The following is an 18,993-nucleotide window of genomic DNA, read 5'->3' as shown; positions in this document are numbered from 1 at the left end:
ATCGCCAACCGATTTTTCAGGCGCTGCTCAGCACCATCGCCGCACTCAATTCCGGAGCGGCAAACGATGAACAAACTCCCGCAAATCACCTTGGCCTTCTGGGTCATGAAGATCTGCGCCACCACCCTTGGCGAAACTGCCGGTGATCTGCTGTCGATGACCCTTAACGTGGGTTATGCCGTCAGTTCGATGGTGCTGATCAGCGTGTTTCTGGTGACCTTGTTCGGTCAGCTGTTTTCGCGCAGTTATCATCCGATGCTGTATTGGCTGGTGATTCTGTCCACCAGCACGGCTGGCACCACCATGTCTGACTTCATGGACCGCACCCTGGGCCTGGGTTATGCCGCGGGTTCGGCAATCCTGATCGGCATCCTGCTGCTGACCTTCCTGGTCTGGCGCCTGAGCGGCAACCCACTCGACGTCACCCGCATCAAGAACCGCACCGGTGAAATCTATTACTGGATCGCCATCCTGTTCTCCAACACCCTGGGTACCGCGCTGGGTGACTACCTGGCGGATGACTCAGGTCTGGGCTTTGCTGGCGGTGCACTGCTGGTTGGCAGTGCCATCGCTCTGGTGGTACTGGCCCGATACTGGACGCGCATTCCCGGTGTGGTGTTGTTCTGGGTGGCCTTCGTGCTGACCCGTCCGTTCGGCGCGACCCTTGGCGACGTCCTGACCAAGCCGCATGAGAAGGGCGGGCTGGATTTCGGCACCATCGGTTCTTCCGCAGTGCTGGGCGGTGTGCTGCTGGTGCTGGTGCTGATGGCGAGCTGGTCCCAGAAGCGTGAGCCGCGCCAGGTGCTGGAAATGTCCTGATTACGGGTGTTTGACAAATAAAAAGGGCGCCCTCGAGAAGGCGCCCTTTTACATTACGCAATGGCATTCAGTCAGTGGTAATCCGCGAATGCTGCTTGGTGTCCTTCATGGTCGCATACACCAGCAGCGAGCAAGCGATGCACGCCGTGACGTACCAGTAGAAGCCGCTTTCCATGCCGACGCTCTTGAACCACAGCGCCACGTACTCGGCGGTGCCGCCGAAGATCGACACGGTCAGCGCGTACGGCAGGCCAACACCCAGGGCGCGGATTTCGGTAGGGAACAGCTCGGCCTTCACCACTGCGTTGATCGAGGTGTAGCCGCTGACGATGATCAGCGCTGCCATGATCAGGAAGAACGCGCCCCACCAGGTCTGGATGGTGTGCAAGGTGCTGAGGATCGGCACGGTAAACAAGGTGCCGAGCACGCCGAAAGCGATCAGGATCGGGCGACGGCCGATCTTGTCGGACAGGCCACCGATCACCGGCTGCAGGCACATGAACAGGAACAGCGTGGCCGCCGAGATGGTGGTCGAATCGCTGATGCTCATGCCTACGGTGTTGACCAGGTACTTCTGCATGTAGGTGGTGTAGGTGTAGAAGGCCAGCGTGCCGCCCATGGTCAGGCCGACCACGGTCAGCAGCTCCTTGGGGTGGCGCATGAGGGTGCGCATCAGGCTTTCCTTGGCCTTTTCCTTCTTGGTGAAAGACGCCGTTTCTTCCATGCCGCGGCGCAGGTACAGGGCAACCACTGCGCACAGGGCACCGATCACGAAGGGTACGCGCCAGCCCCAGGCATACAGCTGCTCGGTGGTCAGGGTCTGTTGCAGGATGATAAGTACCGCCAAAGCGATGAGCTGGCCGGAAATCAGCGTCACGTACTGGAAGCTGGAGAAGAAGCCACGGCGGTCCTTGCTGGCCATCTCGCTGAGGTAGGTGGCCGAGGTCCCGTATTCGCCGCCCACCGACAGGCCCTGCATCAGGCGTGCGATGACCAGCAGGATCGGCGCGGCGACGCCGATGGTTTCATAGCCGGGGGTCAGGGCGATCACCAGGGAGCCGGCACACATCAGCAGCACCGAAGCCATCAGTGCAGCCTTGCGCCCCTTGCGGTCGGCGTACAGACCCATCAGCCAGCCACCGATCGGGCGCATCAGGAAGCCCACGGCGAAGATCGCAGCGGTGTTGAGCAACTGGGCGGTGGAGTCGCCGGCGGGGAAGAAGGCTTTGGCGAAGTACAGCGAGAACGCGGCGTAGACGTACCAGTCGTACCATTCGACCATATTGCCGATGGAACCACTGAAGATCGACTTCAGGCGGCTGGCGGTGGTTTTTTCAGCGGCGGGCGTGACGGCCGCCCCGGCTGGCAGGGAGGTGGCGTTATCCATCAGGGATACCTTCTCGTTGTTTTTGTGGAGCGCGCCGAAGCGCAGCTTGCCTGGGCAATAGCAGAAGGTGTGCCAAATGGGTGCGTAGCGATCCAAATGGGGGCGTTGCAGCGTCACGGGAACCGCGTGTTACCTGGCGCGGCGCAGTTCCCTGTGGCAGCGGGCGTGCCCGCGATGGGCTGCCCAGCAGCCCCCGAAATCGCGCAGGGATAAGCGGATTTTCGCCGATCAAGATCCGTCGATAAGCGGATTTCCGCCTATTCCCGCTCGACGAATGCCTCGCGGACCAAACCGTGGCGCTGCATCTTTTCGTTCAGCGTGCGCCGAGGCAGCTGCAAGGCCTCCATCACCGCCTTGATCTCCCCCGCATGCTGGCGCAAGGCAGCACGCAGGCACTGGGCCTCGAACGCTTCCATCTGTTCACCCAACGACTGACCGGCAGGCGCTACCTCGATGTTCGGCGAACCCAACCCCAGGGCATGCCGCTCCGCGGCATTGGCGAGCTCACGCACATTGCCCGGCCAGTCATGGGACAGCAGCTGCGCCAGTTGCGCACCGCTCAGAGCGGGCGCCGTGCGCCCCAGCTTGGTCGCGGCCGCACGGGCGAAATGCTCGAACAACAGCGGGATATCCTCACGCCGTTCACGCAGCGGCGCCAGGCGCAGTTCCGCCACGTTCAGGCGATAGGCCAGGTCCTCGCGGAAACGCCCGGCACGGGCTTCTTCAAGCAAATCGGGCTTGGTAGCGGCAATGATCCGCAAGTCGACGCTGATGCTCTGGTTAGCCCCCAGCCGCTCCAGCTTCTGCTCCTGGATCACCCGCAACAGTTTGGCCTGCTGGGCCAGCGGCATGCTCTCGATCTCGTCGAGGAATACCGTACCGCCGTTGGCGTATTCCAGCTTGCCGATGCGTTTGCCCTGGGCGCCGGTGAAGGCGCCGCTTTCGTGGCCGAACAGTTCGGCTTCGAACAGCGCTTCAGGGATGGCCGCGCAGTTGAGCGCGACAAACGGTTTTTCGGCACGCGGGCCGAAGTCGTGCAGGCAACGCGCTACGCGCTCCTTGCCGCTACCGGTCTCGCCGCGGATCAGCACATTGACCGGCAGGCTGGCCAGGTCCAGCACCTGTCGGCGCAACTGCTGCAAGCCCTGGGACATGCCCAGCAGGGTCGTTTCCAGGCGTGACTTGACGTCGGCCTGCTCGTGCAGCCGTCGGTTCTCCAGGACCAGCTGGCGTTTCTCCAGGGCGCGGCGCAGGCTGCCCAGCAAATGTTGCGGTGTAAACGGCTTTTCCAGGAAGTCATAGGCGCCGTTGCGCATCGCTTCGACCGCCATCGGCACATCTCCATGGCCGGTCAGCAGGATCACCGGCAGGTCCGGGTCATCCCCCTGCAGGCGTTCGAGCAGCTGCAGGCCACCCATGCCCGGCATGCGCACGTCGCTGATGATCACCCCGGCAAAATGCGCGGGCAGCTGGGCCAGGCAGTCTTCGGCACGGGCGAACAGTTGCACGCTGAAGCCCGACAGGCTTAGCCACTGCTCGACCGCCGTGCGGATGCTGGCTTCATCATCGACGACGATCACTGAATTCAACATACAGGCTCCAGGTCACGGGGCAGGGTCATGCTCAACCGGGCGCCGCCCGGCAGGTTCTCGGCGTGTAACTGGCCGCCAGCTTCGACGATGATGCCATAGGAAATCGCCAGGCCCAGGCCCAGGCCTTCGCCTACCGGCTTGGTGGTGAAGAACGGGTCGAAGACCTTGGCCAGGTCAGCTTCGGCAATGCCGCCGCCGGAGTCCAGCACGCTGAGGCGCCACTGCCCATTATCCGGTTCGATGCGGACCTCCAGGCGCCTGTAGCGTTTGTCGGCCATGGCATCGAGGGCGTTGCGCAGCAGGTTGATCAATACCTGTTCGAGGCGGATGGCATCGCCCCGGACCCAGGCCGGGCGTGCCAGGTACAGGGCCACTTCGACTTCCTCACTGCGTATGCGAGTGTCCAGCAAGTGCAGGGCCTGGTCGACCACGGTGGCCAGGTCGAGGCGTTCACGCAGGCCGACCGGGCTGTTGCGGGCGAAGGTCTTCAGATGGCTGGTCAGGGCAGCCATGCGCGTGAGCATTTGCTCCAGCGGTTCGAGGGCCTTGCGCGCGTCGTCGTAACGGCCGTGGTCAAGCAACAGACGCAGGGTTTCCAGTTGCATGCGTTGGGTCGTCAGCGGCTGGTTGATCTCGTGGGCCATGGCCGCCGACATCTGCCCCAGGGCAGCCAGTTTGGCCGCTTGCACCAAGCCTTCCTGGGCGGTGCGCAGCTCGCGCGTACGTTGCTCGACCTGGCGCTTGAGCTCTTCGCGGCTGCGCTGGCGCAGGCGCGCCAGGCGCAGACGCTGGCTGACGAACAGCGCAGCGAACACCAGGCTCAGCCACACCGCTGCAGCACCCAGTGCAGCGTTGCGACCGGCAGCTTCGACCTGGGGGCTGCGCAGCAGGTGCAAGGTCCAGTCTTCGCCTTCCAGCGGCAGGCTCTCCCAAAGGAATTCGGCGCTGCCATCGGGGCTCTGCACCCGGCTCAGATGACTGTTGCTGGCGAAGCGAGTCAGCACCTGATGCTGAAGCGGCACCAGCGGCTGCTTGTCGTACTGGCGGGTTTCGGCCAGCTCGGCGCGGTCGGCGCCTGTGAGTGGCTTGAGTTGGCGGTAGCGCCAGCCTTCCTGGTTGGCGATGAAGGTGATGCCCCGGGCGTCACTGACCAGCAGGATGTCACTGCCCTGGCGCCATTCGCGTTCGAGCTCGGGGAACTCCAGCTTGACCACCATGGCGCCGAGGAAGCGCCCCTGTTCATCGCTGACCGCGCTGGCCAGGAAATAGCCCGGCACACCGCTGGTCACGCCAACCGCATAGAAGCGGCCACTGCCCTGGCTGCGGGCCTGCTTGAAGTAGGGACGAAAGCCATAATTGGAGCCAACGTAGGTGGTCGGCAGGCGCCAGTTGCTCGCGGCCACGGCCAGCCCGGTACGGTCGAGCAGCTCCAGGGTAGAAGAGTTGGCGGCGCCGTTGATGCGTTCGAGCTTGAGGTTGAGCGCGTGTTGCGTTTGCTCACTGACCGGGCCGCGCAAGGCCTCGATCAGTTCCGGGTCCAGTGCCAGCACGGCGGGCAGGGCGCGGTAGCGATCGATCAGGGTGTGCAGGGCGTTGGCGTACAGCACCAGTTGCTGGCTGGCGCGGCGGGCGTCGTCTTCCATGGCCTGGCGCTTGGCCTGGTGCATGGCCCAGCCGGCGCTGAGCACAGTGCCGAGTACGATGAGCAGGGTGATCAGCCCCAGACGCAGGGCGCGAAAGGACAAGGGCATGGGGCGGATCCGGATTCAGGGATATCAGGCCTGGCCTCTTCGCGGGCTTGCCGCTCCCACAGGATACTCACAGCCCAATGGGCTTGTGCAGTACCTGTGGGAGCGGCAAGCCCGCGAAAGGGCCGGTACAGGCAACCTTTCAGTTACAGCAGTTCGAAACTCTTTTGTTGCACCGCCTCGGAGTCCAGCCCGACCTGCACATTGAACTCGCCAGGCTCGGCCACCCGCTGCAGCTGGCCATTGTAGAACTTCAGGTCTTCCTCGCTGATGCGGAAGGACAAGGTCCGCGATTCGCCGGCCTTGAGCAGCAGCTTCTGGAAGTTCTTCAGCTCCTTGACCGGGCGGCTCATCGACGCCGAAACATCCTGCAGGTACAGCTGCACCACGGTCTCGCCGTCAAGCTTGCCGGTGTTCTTCACCGTCACCTTGGCCTCCAGGGTGTCGCCACGCTTGAGGTCCTTGCTCGACAGGGCCAGGCCCGACAGCTCGAAGCTGCTGTAGCTCAGGCCATAGCCGAACGGGTACAGCGGGCCGTTGGGTTCTTCGAAATACTGCGAGGTGTAGTTGCCTGGCTTGCCGGGGGTGTATGGGCGGCCGATGCGGGTGTGGTTGTAGTACATCGGGATTTGCCCGACCGAGCGCGGGAAGGTGATTGCCAGCTTGCCCGACGGGTTGTAATCGCCGAACAGCACGTCAGCGATGGCGTTGCCGCCTTCGGTGCCGGAGAACCAGGTTTCGAGGATGGCGTCGGCCTGTTCACGCTCCCAGCTGATCGACAGCGGGCGGCCGTTCATCAGCACCAGTACCAGCGGCTTGCCGGTGGCTTTCAGGGCCTTGATCAGCTCGCGCTGGCTGGCGGGGATTTCCAGGGTGGTTCGGCTCGACGACTCGTGGGACATGCCACGGGACTCACCGACCACGGCCACGACCACATCGGACTGCCTGGCAGCCTTGACCGCTTCATCGATCAGCACGGCCGCAGGGCGTGGGTCATCGACGATTTCCGGGGCATCGAAGTTGAGGAAGTTCAGGTAGTCGAGGATCGCCTTGTCGCCAGTGACGTTTGAGCCTTTGGCATACACAAGCTTCGCCTTGCCCTCGACGGCGCGGCGCAGGCCTTCGCGCACGGTGACCGAGTGCATCGGCTTGCCGTCGGCGGCCCAGCTGCCCATCATGTCGATCGGCGCATCGGCCAGCGGGCCGACCAATGCGATGGTACCGGCCTTTTTCAGCGGCAGTGTCTGGTTGCGGTTTTCCAGCAGCACCAGGCTGCGGCGTGCCACGTCGCGGGCGACGTCGCGGTGCAGACGGTCTTCGGCGTAGTAGTCTTTCAGGTCGGTTTCGGCCTTGCCGATGCGCACGTACGGGTCCTTGAACAGGCCCATGTCGTATTTGGCGCCGAGCACCTCGCGCACGGCCTGGTTCAACTCCTGCTGGGTCACTTCGCCGGACTTCAGCAGCCCTGGCAGTTCCTCGCCGTACAGGGTGTCGTTCATGCTCATGTCGATGCCGGCCTTGATCGCCAGCTTGGCAGCTTCGCGGCCGTCGCGGGCAACACCGTGGCGGATCAGCTCCTGGATGGCGCCGTGGTCGCTGATGGTCACGCCCTTGAAGCCCCATTGCTTGCGCAGCAGGTCGTTCATCAGCCAGGTGTTGGAAGTGGCTGGCACGCCGTTGATCGAGTTCAGCGCTACCATCACCCCGCCAGCACCGGCGTCGAGCGCGGCGCGGTAGGGCGGCAGGTAGTCGTTGTACATCTTCGGCAGGCTCATATCCACCGTGTTGTAGTCGCGCCCGCCTTCCACCGCGCCATACAGGGCGAAGTGCTTGACGATGGCCATGATGCTGTCGGCGTTGGCCGGGCTGCTGCCTTGGAACGAGCGGACCATTACCTGGCCGATCTTCGAGGTCAGGTAGGTATCTTCGCCGAAGCCTTCACTGGTACGGCCCCAGCGCGGGTCGCGGGCGATGTCGACCATTGGCGCGAAGGTCATGTCCAGGGCGTCGGCCGACGCTTCGATGGCCGAGGTGCGGCCGACCTTGGCGATGGCATCCATGTCCCAGCTGGCGGCCAGGCCCAGGCCGATCGGAAAGATGGTGCGCTCGCCATGGATGGTGTCGTAGGCGAAGAACATCGGGATCTTCAGGCGGCTGCGCATGGCGGCGTCCTGCATCGGCCGGTTCTCGGGGGCGGTACGCGAGTTGAAGGTACCGCCGATGCGCCCGGCGGCGATTTCTTCGCGGATCTTGTCGCGGGGCATGTCCGGGCCGATGCTGATCAGGCGCAGCTGGCCGATCTTTTCGGCTTCGGTCATCTGGCTGATCAGATGATCGATGAACGCCTGCTTGTCCTGCAGGGGCGGGGCGGATGGGGCGGCAAGGGCCGCCTGGCTGGCAAGGCCCATGGCCAGGCCCAGCAAAGACAGTTTCATCATCAATTCCATTGTCGAGGCTTTGCCGTACCCAACGGATACGTGCATGGCCGAAGTTTTCAGGCGGCTATTGTTGTACGATTCGCCGGTAATTCATCCAGCAGCGGATTATGCCTGAATATGTCGGCTGCGGAGGAAGCCCCGAGTGCCGGGAAAACAACTATAAGAACGCTTGAGAGACCGAAGGCATGACGCCCCTCAACGAATACGAACGCCGCCAGGTGGCCGAAGCCATTGCCCGCGTCGAGCGGCGCACCGACGCGCAACTGGTAACCGTCCTGGCGCGGCGGGCCGATGATTACGCCTACCTGCCGCTGTTCTGGGCTGCGGTGCTGGCGCTGGCCGTGCCTGGCCTGCTGCACTGGCTGCTGGGCTGGCCGGGCGTGCGTGGGCTGCTGGTAGCCAATGTGCTGTTGTTCATCGGCCTTTGCCTGTTGCTGCGTAGCCCTCGTGTGGCTGCGTGGCTGATTCCGGCCACCTTGCGCCGCTGGCGCGCCTCGAGCCTGGCGCGCCAGCAATTTCGAGAGCAGAACCTGGAGCGCACGGAGGGCGCCACGGGGGTACTGATCTTTGTCGCCGAGGCGGAGCGGCATGTGGAAATCCTCGTCGACCAGGGGATCGATCGCCATCTCGATGCGCAGGTCCGGGCGGCGATGGTTGCGCGTTTGGCCGAGCAGGTGCGCCAAGGGCGTACCTTGCAGGGTTTTGTCGAATGCATCGAAGCCTGCGGCGAACTGCTGTGCCAACAGGTGCCTCGCACCCATGCACGCAACGAACTGCCCAACCGTCTGGTGATTCTCGACTGAAGCGGCGGCTGCAGGGTGTAGAATGCGCGGCATTGCGCAACGCGCCCCTGCTATCCGAGGCACCCGTTTTCCATGTCCGCCAGTACTTCCGCTTCCCCCGCGCCGGATGCCCGCGCCCAGTTCCTCGACCTGCTGAGTGCCGCGCTGCACGGCAGCACCTTGGTCAAGCTGGTGCTGGCGCGCCATGTCGGTGCCGATCAGACCTTGCAGCGCATCATCGCCAAGCCTTTGCAGGTGAAGGGCCAGGCCCAGCTGTCCTTGGTCTACCGGCACCAGACCCGCGACATCACCCGCAACCTGCCGCTGGACCAGGCCCAGGCGCTGGTCGCCGAGTTGCTGCCGGCAAGCTTCCGCAACGCCCACCTGTTCGATGCAGACGGCGAAGTGCAGCTGACCTTCAGCAAGAAGGGCAAGCCGATGCTTCAGCGCCACGGCGCGCAGGCCCCCCGCGAAGCGGTTGCCAATAGCGGCCATGATCGCGAGAAAAAACGCTATCTGGAGCTGACGCGGCCGTTCCTGCGTGACCTGGGCGTGACCGATGCCCATGGTGCACTGATCCCGTCCATGTCGCGCAAGTGGAAACAGATCAACAAGTTCATCGAAGTCTTTGACCATGCCCTGGCCAACGCCCCGCTGGCGGCTGATCAGGCGCTGCGGGTAGCTGATTTCGGGTCGGGCAAGGGCTACCTGACCTTCGCCATGCATGACTACCTGCGCAATACCCTGTCCCGCCAGGCGCAGGTGACCGGGGTGGAATTGCGCCAGGACATGGTCGACCTGTGCAATGCCGCTGCGCAACGCCTGGAGCACCCGGGCCTGGAATTCCAGTGCGGCGACGTGCGCAGTGTGGTGCCCGAGGCCATCGAGGTGATGATTGCACTGCACGCCTGCGATATCGCCACTGACTACGCCATCCACACGGGTATCCGCTGCAACGCCGCGATCATCATGTGTTCGCCATGCTGCCACAAACAGATCCGCCCACAACTGCACAGCCCCGGGTTGCTGCAGCCAATGCTGCAATACGGCCTGCACCTGGGGCAGCAGGCCGAGATGCTCACCGACAGTTTGCGTGCGCTGTATCTGGAAGCCTGTGGCTACGAGACCAAGGTGTTCGAGTTCATCTCCCTGGAACACACCAACAAGAACAAGATGATTCTTGCAGTGAAGCGCCGGCAGGTGGGGGACAACGCAGCCTTGCTGGAGAAGATCGAACAGCTCAAGGCGTTTTACGGGGTGCAGGAGCATTGCCTGGAGACCCTGTTGCGGGCGGATAAGCTGATCTGATTACAGCTCGGGATATCTAGCGACGAGCTGCCGGTACTTCGATAGCGAGTTCTTCGAACCCCAACGGATGCGTGCTGGCATCGAAGAAGTGCAGCGCCGTCCCGGTCATATCCCCGAACCGTTCGACGAAGTGCTGCTTCTGGTTGATCACCGATGCCTCGCTCAACGGCCGTATGGCAATCGACAGGTGGGCCGGCCGCGCCTGGCGAATGGCTTCGACCAGGTGCTGGTCAGTACTGTCCAGGTGCTGCCCGAAAAGGCATAAACCCTGGCTTTCCTGTGCCAGTTGAGCCAAGCCCCAGGCCAGGTAATCCGAGTTGCGAATGGCGCGCAGTTTCTCGTCGCTGCGGTCTTCGTTGATGAACAACGGTACTTCACCCGGAATGTTCACCGCAAAACCGTCCAGCAGCTCGGCGCTGTCGGCGCTGCGCTGGCGGGTGCTGCCGTCGGGCAGCTTGAGCAGGTGCAGGCCGCCGTGCAGGTGCAGCACACGGGTACCTTGGCTGCGGGTGCGGCGTACGTCGAAGAAACCCTGATCGTCGAACAGCGCGGCAAAGCCCTGAGGGTTGTGCTGCAGGGCCCATGGCAGGATCAGGTCGTAGTTGCTGGTGTAGACGCTGCGGTACTCGCGCAAGGCCTGGTTGATCGACGCCAAGGTGGCAGCGGGCACCAGCGGCCAGGGCAGGTGCAGGGTGCGAATGGCGTGGATCAGGCCTTCCTTGATCGAGTAATAGCGGTTCAGCGGCGCGGTGGAGTTGATGGCCAGGGCGGCGTTGGCGCGCACGGTGTGATTCAGGGTGCTCAGTACCGGCTCGAACAACTCGGTGCCCAGCGACTTGAACAAGGCCTGGTCGCTGATCGCCAGGCCCTTCTTGCGCCCGGCGCGTTGGGCTTCCTCGTACAGCGAGAAGTAGCCGAACGGTTTCCACAGCGCACGACTGGCGCCGTTGCCCAGCAGCAGGGCTGGGCACGGGTGGCGCTGGTTGAGGTCTGGCCATGAGGCGAGGCGGGCGTCGAGAGCTGGCATGTGCGGTCCGTTCGGTGGCGCGGGAAACGGCGGGGACTTTAGCATGTCGTGCAAGGTGAGCGAGGGTTGGTGTTTGCATTGCCACCTTGTACTGCTTGTTCCGGCCTCTTCGCGGGTAAACCCGCTCCCGCGAAGAGGCCGGAACAAGCTACACAAGACCCGCATGACGAAACAGGGCTCCGGCTGCGCTGCAGTCCGCTTCTTTATTTAGCCACTGGCTCCTTGCGACTCCTGTTCCGCCAGACCCGATACGCGCGTATCCCTGCTCGCACCGAGCCGAACAGCAGCTTGTCTTCCATTTCCCGCGCCAGTCCCGAACGCACCAGCATGCGCAAAAAGGTGCCGCGTGCGCGGGCGATGGCGAAGTGGATGCCTTGTGCCGTCAGGGTGTCGCGCACTTCGCGCAGGGCGGCGATGCCGCTGACGTCGATGCTGCTCACCGCTTCCGCATCGAACAGCACTGCCTGAGGCTGGGCCTGGCTTTGCACCGCTTCGAGCAGGCGCATCTTGAAATAGTCGGCGTTGAAGAACAGGATCGCGTCGTCGAAGCGGTATACCACCAGGCCCGGTACGGTACGGGCGTCCTTGTGCTTGCGGATGTCGACCTGGCCTTCGGTGCCCGGCAGCCAGCCTAGTACGGCGTCGGTGGGCTGGTAGATGGTGTAGAGCAGGCGCAGGATCGCCAGGGTCACGGCAAACACGATGCCCGGCAGCACGCCCAGACCGAGCACGCCGACTGTGGTCAGCAGGCACAGCCAGAACTCGAAGCGGCTCAGGCGCCTGATGCTGCCCAGCGACCTGATGTCGATCAGGCCCCAGCCGGCCATCAGCAGCACGGCGCCCAGTACCGCCTGCGGGATCCACGCCATGGGTGCGGTGAAGAACAGCAGGATCAAGGCGATGACCAGTGCAGCGATGATGCCGACCAGCTGGCTCTTGCCGCCGACCATGTCATTGACTGCCGTGCGCGAGTCGGCGCCGCTGATGGCAAACCCTTGGGAGATTCCGGCGGCCAGGTTGCTCACGCCGAGGGCGACGAACTCGTGGTTGGCGTTGATCGCATAGCCGTGGCGTGCGGCGAAGCTGCGCGCGGTGAGCATCGCGCTGCAGAAGCTTACGGTGGCGATGCCCAGGGCATCGCGCAGCAGGCTCTTGGTTTCACCGAGGTTGCTGTGCGGCCAGGCAAGCGTGGGGATGCCGGACGGCACGGGCCCGAGAATGGCGACGCCAAAACGGTCGAGGCCGAGCAGGCCGACCAGCAATGTAAAGATCGCCACGGTCACCAGGGCCGCTGGCAGGCGCGGGTAGCGGCGCGGCAGCCAGACCAGCAGCGCCAGCCCGGCCAGGCCGATGGCCAGGGTCATCCAGTGGATCTCGTTCAGGCGCTGGAAGAAATTCACCACGCTGAGGATGAAGCCGTCACCCTCGATCTTGAACCCCACGACCTTCGACAGTTGCCCGGCAATCAGGCTCAGGCCGATGCCGTTGAGGTAACCGATCAGAATCGGCCGCGAGAAGAAGCTGGCGATGAACCCGGCGCGCGCCAGGCCGGCGACAATCAGCATCACCCCAACCAGCACGGTGACGATCACCGACAGTTCGGCAATGCGATGCGGGTCGCCCATGGCCAGTGGCGCCACGGCGCCCGCGATCATGGCGCAGGTGGCGGCGTCCGGGCCGACCATCAACTGCCGCGAGCTGCCGATCAGGGCATAGACCATCATTGGCAGCACGCAGGCATACAGGCCGTATTGCGGCGGCAGGCCGACGATCTGCGCGTAGGCAATGGCGATGGGGATCTGGATCGCGGCCACCGACAGCCCGGCCTGGAGGTCGGGCTGGAACCATTCACGACGGTAGTGCAGGAGGTTGGCAAGGCCGGGTAGCCAGCGGGACAGAAACATGCGTCGTCCTTTCGAAATGTTTCACGGTTCCATGAAGCATATGCGCCCCACGCCGTTTCGCTTGCATGCGAATTGAAGCGGAAGGTATCGAACGCGGCCATGGGCCATATCAATGAAAGGGCAGAAACGAAAAAAGGAGCCTTGGGCTCCTTTTGACAGCGATGACGTTGCTGAACGCCATGCGGGGAAATGCACGATGTGGAGCGGGTAGAGGGAATCGAACCCTCAACTAAAGCTTGGGAAGCTTTCGTTTTGCCACTAAACTATACCCGCGTCTGCGCTGGACTTTTTACCAGAACCCTCTCTGAATTAGAAGCCCACGTTATAAAAAAGCTTGTCGGCGCCCCGTGACCTGCGGGTGTCGGGGCGCCGATGCGCTCAGATGGCCAATGCATGCTGCCCCTGCTGGATGTATGCGTGACTGCGTTGACGGGCCTCGCGCATGGTCGGCTTGAGGAACCCGAGCATGGCGTTACGGGTGTCATCACAGGCTGCCTTGTGTTCCATGTCGAGGAAGTGGCCAGCATCGCGGATCACGCTGAACTGGCTGTTGCCTATATGCTTGCCGAATTCCCGTGCATCTTCGACCGTGGTGTATTCGTCGCGCTCGCCGTTGATGAACAGCACCGGGATGTCGATGTTGCGCGCGCCGTTCAACGCCCGTTGCAAGTCACGCTGCAGCACTTCGTTGATGTGGAAGTGCATCTGCGCGTACTCATGGCTGTCCAGGCCGCTGACATGCCGGTAATTGAAGCGCTTGAACAGTGATGGCAGGTACTTGCCGATGGTGTCGTTGACCAGGTTGCCGACCTGGTAGCGATCACAGGCGGCCAGATACTGGCAACCACGCTCAAGGTAGTCGCGCATCGGCTCGTTGATGATCGGCGAGAACGAGCTGACCACCGCCTTCTTCACCCGCCGCGGCTGGTGCGCCAGCGCCAGCAGCGTGCAGGCCCCGCCCCAGGAGAAGGACATGACGTGATCGCACTGGAAGCGATCGATCAGTTCGAGAAGGATCTGCGCCTCGTCCTCCTTGCTGATCAGCCGTTCCTGGCGGTTGTGTGGCTTGGACTTGCCGGCATAGGGCTGGTCGTACAGCACAACATTGAAATGCGGGTGCAGGTTGCGCACCGTCTGGGCAAACGAGGCGGTGGTGGCCAGCGACCCATTGATCAGGATGATCGTCTTTTCGGCCGCATCCGCGCGATAGAACTCCGTGTAAACCCGATACTGACCTTGGATATCAAGTACAGCGATTTCTGGCCTCATGTCATCGACTCCTGGCGCAAAAAGGGTAATCGCGTCACCTAGGGTGCACGTTCTTTATGACAGGTAGGCATTCGCCTGAATAAATCGGGGGGCCCTGTGTCGATCCTTGGCACATTTGTCGACGATATTGTTGTGGCGGGCAATTTGCCGTGCCCCAAGGCATCTGGGCTTCGGGTGGCCGGCAAAAGGTGTCATGAACGGCAGGCGTGACTGGGTGGTCACTCGCGGACTGACAAGCTAGGAGTCAAGCAGTGGCACAGCGATCCCGCAAGTGCCGTTTGCGCAAATTTGTGACTCGGGCCGCTCAGCGGTCGTATGGCGGTATTACGGCATTCGGACCGAAGCGATTTCGTCCGCTGTCAGAGCCCTGAATTGGCCAGGTTGCAGGCCCGGATCGAGCTGGATCGTGCCCATGCTTTCGCGATGCAGGCCAACCACTTTGTTGTCGAAATGGCCGAACATGCGCTTGATCTGGTGGTAGCGTCCTTCGACGATGGCCAGCCGTGCCTGACGCGGGCCAAGGATGTCGAGTCGGGCGGGCAGGGTGGTCAGGTCTTCGAAGGCGAAATAGAACCCTTCGCTGAACTTGGCAACATAGTGCGCGCCGATCTCGTCTTCGGTTTCCACCAGGTAGTGCTTGGGCAGCTTGGTGGCCGGTTGGGTCAAGCGCCGCGACCACTGGCCGTCGTTGGTCAGGATCATCAGGCCGGTGGTGTTGAAGTCCAGGCGCCCGGCGATGTGCAGGTCCTCGCGCAATTCGCCGGGCAGCAGGTCGAGCACGGTGCGGTGCTGCGGGTCTTGCGTGGCGCTGACGCAGCCCGCGGGCTTGTGCAGCATCAGGTAACGTGCGGGGCGGCCGGCCTGCAGCAGTTGCCCGTCCACCTCCACGCGGCTGAATGCCCGGACCTCTGCCTTGGGGTCGCTGACCACTTCATGGTCCAGGCGCACCCGGCGCTGCACCAGCAGCAGGCGCACTTGCTGACGGTTGTAGCAGGGCAGGTTGGCGAGGAAGCGGTCGAGGCGCATGTAAGTATCTGACTCAAGGAGAACGTTGTGGGAGCGGCTTCAGTCGCGAACACCGGCAAAGCCGGTGCCAGGCAGCGTGTCGCCTGCTTCGCGGCTAAAGCCGCTGCCACAGGGATCGCGGCAACTCTTAATATCGAGCAAAACAGTCGGGCCCACCTGCAGTTTCAAGCTGGTCTTGCACGGCGGCGCAGCGTGGGCACAGGCAGGCCTTGTCGCGCAGTTCGGCAGGCAGGGCCTGGAGTACGGCGGGGTCGATGGTCACGCCATAGCACCAACAGGCCTGGGTGGCGCTGCGAGGGTCGGCCAGGCTGCACTGGTTGAGGGCACCGCAGGCGGGGCAGTGCTGGTTGTCATTCATGTCCGGTTCCGGGTGTTTCACTGCAGACGCGGTTGCGGCCGGCCTGCTTGGCACGATAAAGCGCACGGTCGGCGCGGGTCAGCAGGGCGTGCAGCGTATCACCGGGCTGCAAGGCGCTCAGGCCGATACTGGTGGTGAGGGGCAAAGGTTGGCCTTCGTAACTGAACGTGAATTGCTCGGTACGACGGCGGATCTTCTCTGCCACGTCGATGGCCTGCCGGCCCTCGGCCTCGCGCAGCAGCACGATGAATTCCTCACCGCCCCAGCGGCAGAGTATATCCGACTGCCGAAGGCTGCCCTGCAGCACGTTGGCAAACTGGCGCAGCACTTCGTCGTCGGCCAGGTGGCCATGGGTATCGTTGAGCACCTTGAAGTGATCGAGATCGATCAGCAAGGCGGCCAGCGGCGCGCAATCGCGCTGGGCCTCCTGCAGGGCCTGGACGGCCAGCAGGTCGAAACTGCGCCGGTTGGGCAGCCCGGTCAGGCTGTCGAGGGTCGCCAGCGCCTCGGTACTGGCTTGGTGGCGCCTGAGCATGCCATTGAGCAGCAACAGAACGACCAGGGTGATCATCGCGCAGATCACCAGGTTCAGGTACAGCGAGTGGCGAATAGGCTCCAGGGCTCCGGTCTCGCGCTTGTCGACCAGCAGGTACCAGCCCAGTTCAGGCAATTGCCGCACATTGAGGAAGTGGCTGTGGCCTTTGCTGTCCTTGTACTCGTGGCTGCCTTCGGTGGGGGTCGCACGCTGCGCCAGCAAATCGTTCAGGTCGGCATTGTCGGTCAAGGGCTGCCCGATCTTCAGGCCAAGAAGACCTCCCTCCGAGCCGGTCAGGATGACCTTGCCCGTGGCGTCGGTGAACAACACCGAGCGCTGGTAACGGCGCTGGTACTTGTCGATCAGCTTGACCACCGCGTTGACACTCAGGCCCACCCCGGTGGCGCCAATGAAGCGCTGCTGGTAGTCCATCACCCGATAGTTGATGAACACCGTCAGGTTGTCCTGGTTGGCCATGTCCAGGTCGACGTTGATCTCGTACGGCGCGTTCAGCTCGCGCAAGCGGAAGTACCACGCGTCGCGCCAGGTGTCCGGTACCACCTGCTTGAGTATGCCCTTGGCCTGGTAGTAGGTCAGGGTGCGGTCGGAGACGAAGAAGGAGGTGAAGGTGTCCTGCTTGCCCATGACCTCGCCAAGAAAGCGAGTGATGCGCTGGGTGTCCTGCTCACCCGCCAGTACCCAGTCGCGCAGAAAGGTATCCTGGGCCATCATCGAGGCGATCAGCACCGGGCGGATCAAGTCTTTCTGGATTTCCGAATAGACGGTATCGGAGGTGAGCGGCAACTCGGTATTGATGATGCCGTCGCGGATTGTGCTGCGCGAGGCGAAATAGCTGATCAGCGATGTGGCGAGAAAGCCGCAGGTCAGCAACGACAGCAAGGCGAGGATCAGCGAGCGCTGTGAAAACAGGGCGGAGCGGGCGGGCATGATCTTCCCATATTGTGTGCCGGGGGGCTCATTCTATTGGGATGACAGGTAAATGACTGCATGTTTTTAAGGGTTATTTCCACCTGTATCAATTTGTTGCTGAAATGGCACTGCACCTGAGTGCCGTTGTCTGATTCATTGTCGATGAACGCATTTGCGTCGACGCTCGCCAGCGCCGCTGTTCGAGCACCCCCAGCGGTCCAGGAGGCCGCCATGTCCTATCGAATTCTGTTGATCGCCCTGCTGGGTCTGATGACGTCCGCCTGTGCGCCCTACTATGAGGGCGGTGGCTATTCCCGTTCCGAATACTATTCGACCGATCGTTATGTCGCGCCGGGGTATTACCGCTATGACCGTTACTATGTGACGCCGCAGCCGCGCTATTACTACCAGCCGGCGCCCCGTTACTACCGGCCCGCACCGGCTCCCTATTACCGGCCGGGCCCGACGCCGGGGATGAACCAGTGGCATGGCAATCCACGCTACGACTACGGCAATCGCCAGCGCTACGACTATGGCCGGGATCGCGACCGCCATGACTATCGCGATGGCAGCCAGCGCTACCAACATGATCGCTGGCATTCGAACAATCGCGGGGACGACGACCGTCAGTCGGATCGTGGGCGCGGAAGGGACCATGACTGGCGCCGCTGACCGCCTCATGCCCCGAGGTCGGCCAACGGATGCCGACCTTCCCACACCTTGGCGAAATGCGCCTCGACCACCGCCGCTGGCACCTGCGCTACATCGGGCCAGTGCCAGCGTGGCTGGTTGTCCTTGTCCAGCAGGCGCGCGCGCACGCCTTCACTGAATTCCGGGTGTCGGCAGCAGTTGAGGCTCATGCTGTATTCCATCTGGAACACCTGGGCCAGTGACAGGTGCCGGGCACGCCGGATCTGTTCCCAGACCAGGTGCGCCGTCAGCGGGCAGCCTTCATGCAGCCGTTGGCCGGCCTCGGCCAGCAATGGATCAGGGTGATGCTTGAGGCTTGCCAAGGCGCGCCAGGCGGCAGCCGGGTCGGCCACATCCAGCAGCTCGTCGATCACCTGGCGCCTCGGCAGCCATTGCGCCGCTGGCAGTTCGGCCCAGGCACGATGCTGTTCGGCCTTGAGCAGGCTGTTCAACTGCAGGTCGGTCTGCTCCTGCCAGTTCAATTGCAGCAGCTCCTCGAGCAATGCCTCTTGCTGTTCCTCGCCGAAGAACCGATCAGCCAGGCCCAGGTCGAGTGCATCTCGGGCGTTGATCGGTGCGCCGGTCAGCCCGAGGAACAAGCCGAGCTTGCCGGGCAGGCGGGCGAGAAACCAGCTGGCTCCCACATCCGGGTAAAGGCCGATGCTGATTTCCGGCATGGCCAGGCGGCTGCTTGGGGTGACGATGCGTACATTTGCGCCCTGCAGCAGCCCCATGCCGCCGCCCAGCACATGCCCGTGGCCCCAGCACAGCAGCGGTTTCGGGTAGGTATGCAGGCGGTAATCCAGGTGGTATTCAGCGGCAAAGAAGGTCGCAGCCAGCGCAGGAACGCTGCCGGGGCGGGCCAGGCAGGCCTGGGCCAGCGCCCGCACATCGCCGCCGGCGCAAAAAGCCTTGGCACCATTGCCACGCAACAGCACACAGACGACCCCAGGGTCGCTGGCCCAACTGTGCAGCTGTTCGCCAAGCACTTCGATCATCGGCAGGTTGAGGGCATTGAGCGCCTTGGGGGCATCGAGTGTGGCGATGCCGATTCGGGCGCCATCGGCGCCGGTGAGTACCTCGCAATGAATGGCCATGGACTACCTCGCACAAGTCATCCCCCAAGTATGGCCCGCGTGGCCGATCATGCCGGTCGTCGGTCGGATCGATTGACAAGGGC

Annotated in this window: 15 protein-coding genes and 1 tRNA gene; 4 read left to right on the top strand and 12 right to left on the bottom strand. The window is 63.2% G+C overall.

Annotation, left to right across the window (positions count from 1 at the left end; all coding sequences use genetic code 11):
* Window positions 1-66 precede the first annotated feature (66 nt).
* Window positions 67-819 (top strand): COG4705 family protein, encoded by a 753-nt coding sequence (locus ACTORR_RS08625; RefSeq protein ID WP_054885031.1) that lies wholly within the window; start codon window positions 67-69, stop codon window positions 817-819.
* A 67-nt stretch (window positions 820-886) separates the two neighbouring features.
* Here the strand turns inward: ACTORR_RS08625 and ACTORR_RS08620 are convergent, their stop codons facing one another.
* From ACTORR_RS08620 to bglX, 4 genes are all read right to left on the bottom strand, one after another.
* Window positions 887-2,206, bottom strand: a complete 1,320-nt coding sequence (locus ACTORR_RS08620; protein ID WP_099815645.1) for an MFS transporter — start codon at window positions 2,204-2,206, stop codon at window positions 887-889.
* A gap of 257 nt (window positions 2,207-2,463) precedes the next feature.
* Window positions 2,464-3,798 carry a sigma-54-dependent transcriptional regulator gene (locus tag ACTORR_RS08615; RefSeq protein WP_054885030.1) on the bottom strand — a complete coding sequence of 445 codons (1,335 nt, stop codon included), beginning with the start codon at window positions 3,796-3,798 and terminating at the stop codon, window positions 2,464-2,466.
* A complete protein-coding gene (locus tag ACTORR_RS08610; protein WP_441343619.1) occupies window positions 3,792-5,549 on the bottom strand; it encodes an ATP-binding protein in 1,758 nt (585 codons plus the stop codon). The genes ACTORR_RS08615 and ACTORR_RS08610 overlap by 7 nt, the downstream gene beginning before the upstream one ends.
* Window positions 5,550-5,692: 143 nt before the next feature.
* Complete coding sequence (gene bglX, locus ACTORR_RS08605; protein ID WP_054885089.1) at window positions 5,693-7,984, bottom strand: beta-glucosidase BglX; 2,292 nt, start codon at window positions 7,982-7,984, stop codon at window positions 5,693-5,695.
* A 185-nt stretch (window positions 7,985-8,169) separates the two neighbouring features.
* Here bglX and ACTORR_RS08600 point away from each other — a divergent pair, with 185 nt between their 5' ends.
* Both ACTORR_RS08600 and ACTORR_RS08595 read left to right on the top strand, forming a co-directional pair.
* Window positions 8,170-8,787, top strand: coding sequence for a TPM domain-containing protein (locus ACTORR_RS08600; RefSeq protein ID WP_054885029.1), 618 nt, complete (start codon window positions 8,170-8,172; stop codon window positions 8,785-8,787).
* 72 nt (window positions 8,788-8,859) lie between these two features.
* Window positions 8,860-10,074 (top strand): class I SAM-dependent methyltransferase, encoded by a 1,215-nt coding sequence (locus ACTORR_RS08595; protein WP_054885028.1) that lies wholly within the window; start codon window positions 8,860-8,862, stop codon window positions 10,072-10,074.
* 16 nt (window positions 10,075-10,090) lie between these two features.
* Here the strand turns inward: ACTORR_RS08595 and ACTORR_RS08590 are convergent, their stop codons facing one another.
* The 7 genes from ACTORR_RS08590 to ACTORR_RS08560 all read right to left on the bottom strand — a co-directional run bounded on the left by ACTORR_RS08590 (window position 10,091) and on the right by ACTORR_RS08560 (window position 17,141).
* Entirely contained in the window at window positions 10,091-11,101 is a 1,011-nt protein-coding gene (locus tag ACTORR_RS08590; protein ID WP_054885027.1) for a DUF4917 family protein, read from the bottom strand.
* Between the two features lie 203 nt (window positions 11,102-11,304).
* Window positions 11,305-13,005, bottom strand: coding sequence for a SulP family inorganic anion transporter (locus tag ACTORR_RS08585; RefSeq protein ID WP_054885026.1), 1,701 nt, complete (start codon window positions 13,003-13,005; stop codon window positions 11,305-11,307).
* Window positions 13,006-13,204: 199 nt separating this feature from the next.
* Window positions 13,205-13,278: transfer RNA gene (locus ACTORR_RS08580), tRNA-Gly, on the bottom strand.
* 105 nt (window positions 13,279-13,383) lie between these two features.
* Window positions 13,384-14,274, bottom strand: a complete 891-nt coding sequence (locus ACTORR_RS08575) for an alpha/beta fold hydrolase (RefSeq protein WP_054885025.1) — start codon at window positions 14,272-14,274, stop codon at window positions 13,384-13,386.
* 324 nt (window positions 14,275-14,598) lie between these two features.
* Window positions 14,599-15,300, bottom strand: coding sequence for a pseudouridine synthase (locus ACTORR_RS08570; protein WP_054885024.1), 702 nt, complete (start codon window positions 15,298-15,300; stop codon window positions 14,599-14,601).
* A gap of 127 nt (window positions 15,301-15,427) precedes the next feature.
* Window positions 15,428-15,658 (bottom strand): cysteine-rich CWC family protein, encoded by a 231-nt coding sequence (locus ACTORR_RS08565; RefSeq protein ID WP_286934692.1) that lies wholly within the window; start codon window positions 15,656-15,658, stop codon window positions 15,428-15,430.
* Window positions 15,651-17,141, bottom strand: coding sequence for a sensor domain-containing diguanylate cyclase (locus ACTORR_RS08560; RefSeq protein ID WP_441343618.1), 1,491 nt, complete (start codon window positions 17,139-17,141; stop codon window positions 15,651-15,653). The genes ACTORR_RS08565 and ACTORR_RS08560 overlap by 8 nt, the downstream gene beginning before the upstream one ends.
* Before the next feature lie 213 nt (window positions 17,142-17,354).
* Here ACTORR_RS08560 and ACTORR_RS08555 point away from each other — a divergent pair, with 213 nt between their 5' ends.
* Window positions 17,355-17,795 (top strand): hypothetical protein, encoded by a 441-nt coding sequence (locus tag ACTORR_RS08555; protein ID WP_054885021.1) that lies wholly within the window; start codon window positions 17,355-17,357, stop codon window positions 17,793-17,795.
* A gap of 5 nt (window positions 17,796-17,800) precedes the next feature.
* On the opposite strand, the gene ACTORR_RS08550 is transcribed toward ACTORR_RS08555, so the two are convergent.
* Complete coding sequence (locus tag ACTORR_RS08550) at window positions 17,801-18,910, bottom strand: enoyl-CoA hydratase/isomerase family protein (RefSeq protein WP_099815635.1); 1,110 nt, start codon at window positions 18,908-18,910, stop codon at window positions 17,801-17,803.
* Window positions 18,911-18,993 lie beyond the last annotated feature (83 nt).

This window comes from Pseudomonas sp. SAR267 (genome assembly GCF_052077595.1).
Taxonomy (GTDB): Bacteria; Pseudomonadota; Gammaproteobacteria; order Pseudomonadales; family Pseudomonadaceae; genus Aquipseudomonas; species Aquipseudomonas vlassakiae.
Note: the sequence above shows the minus strand (reverse complement) of the source record. Positions and strands in the feature narration are given on the sequence as shown.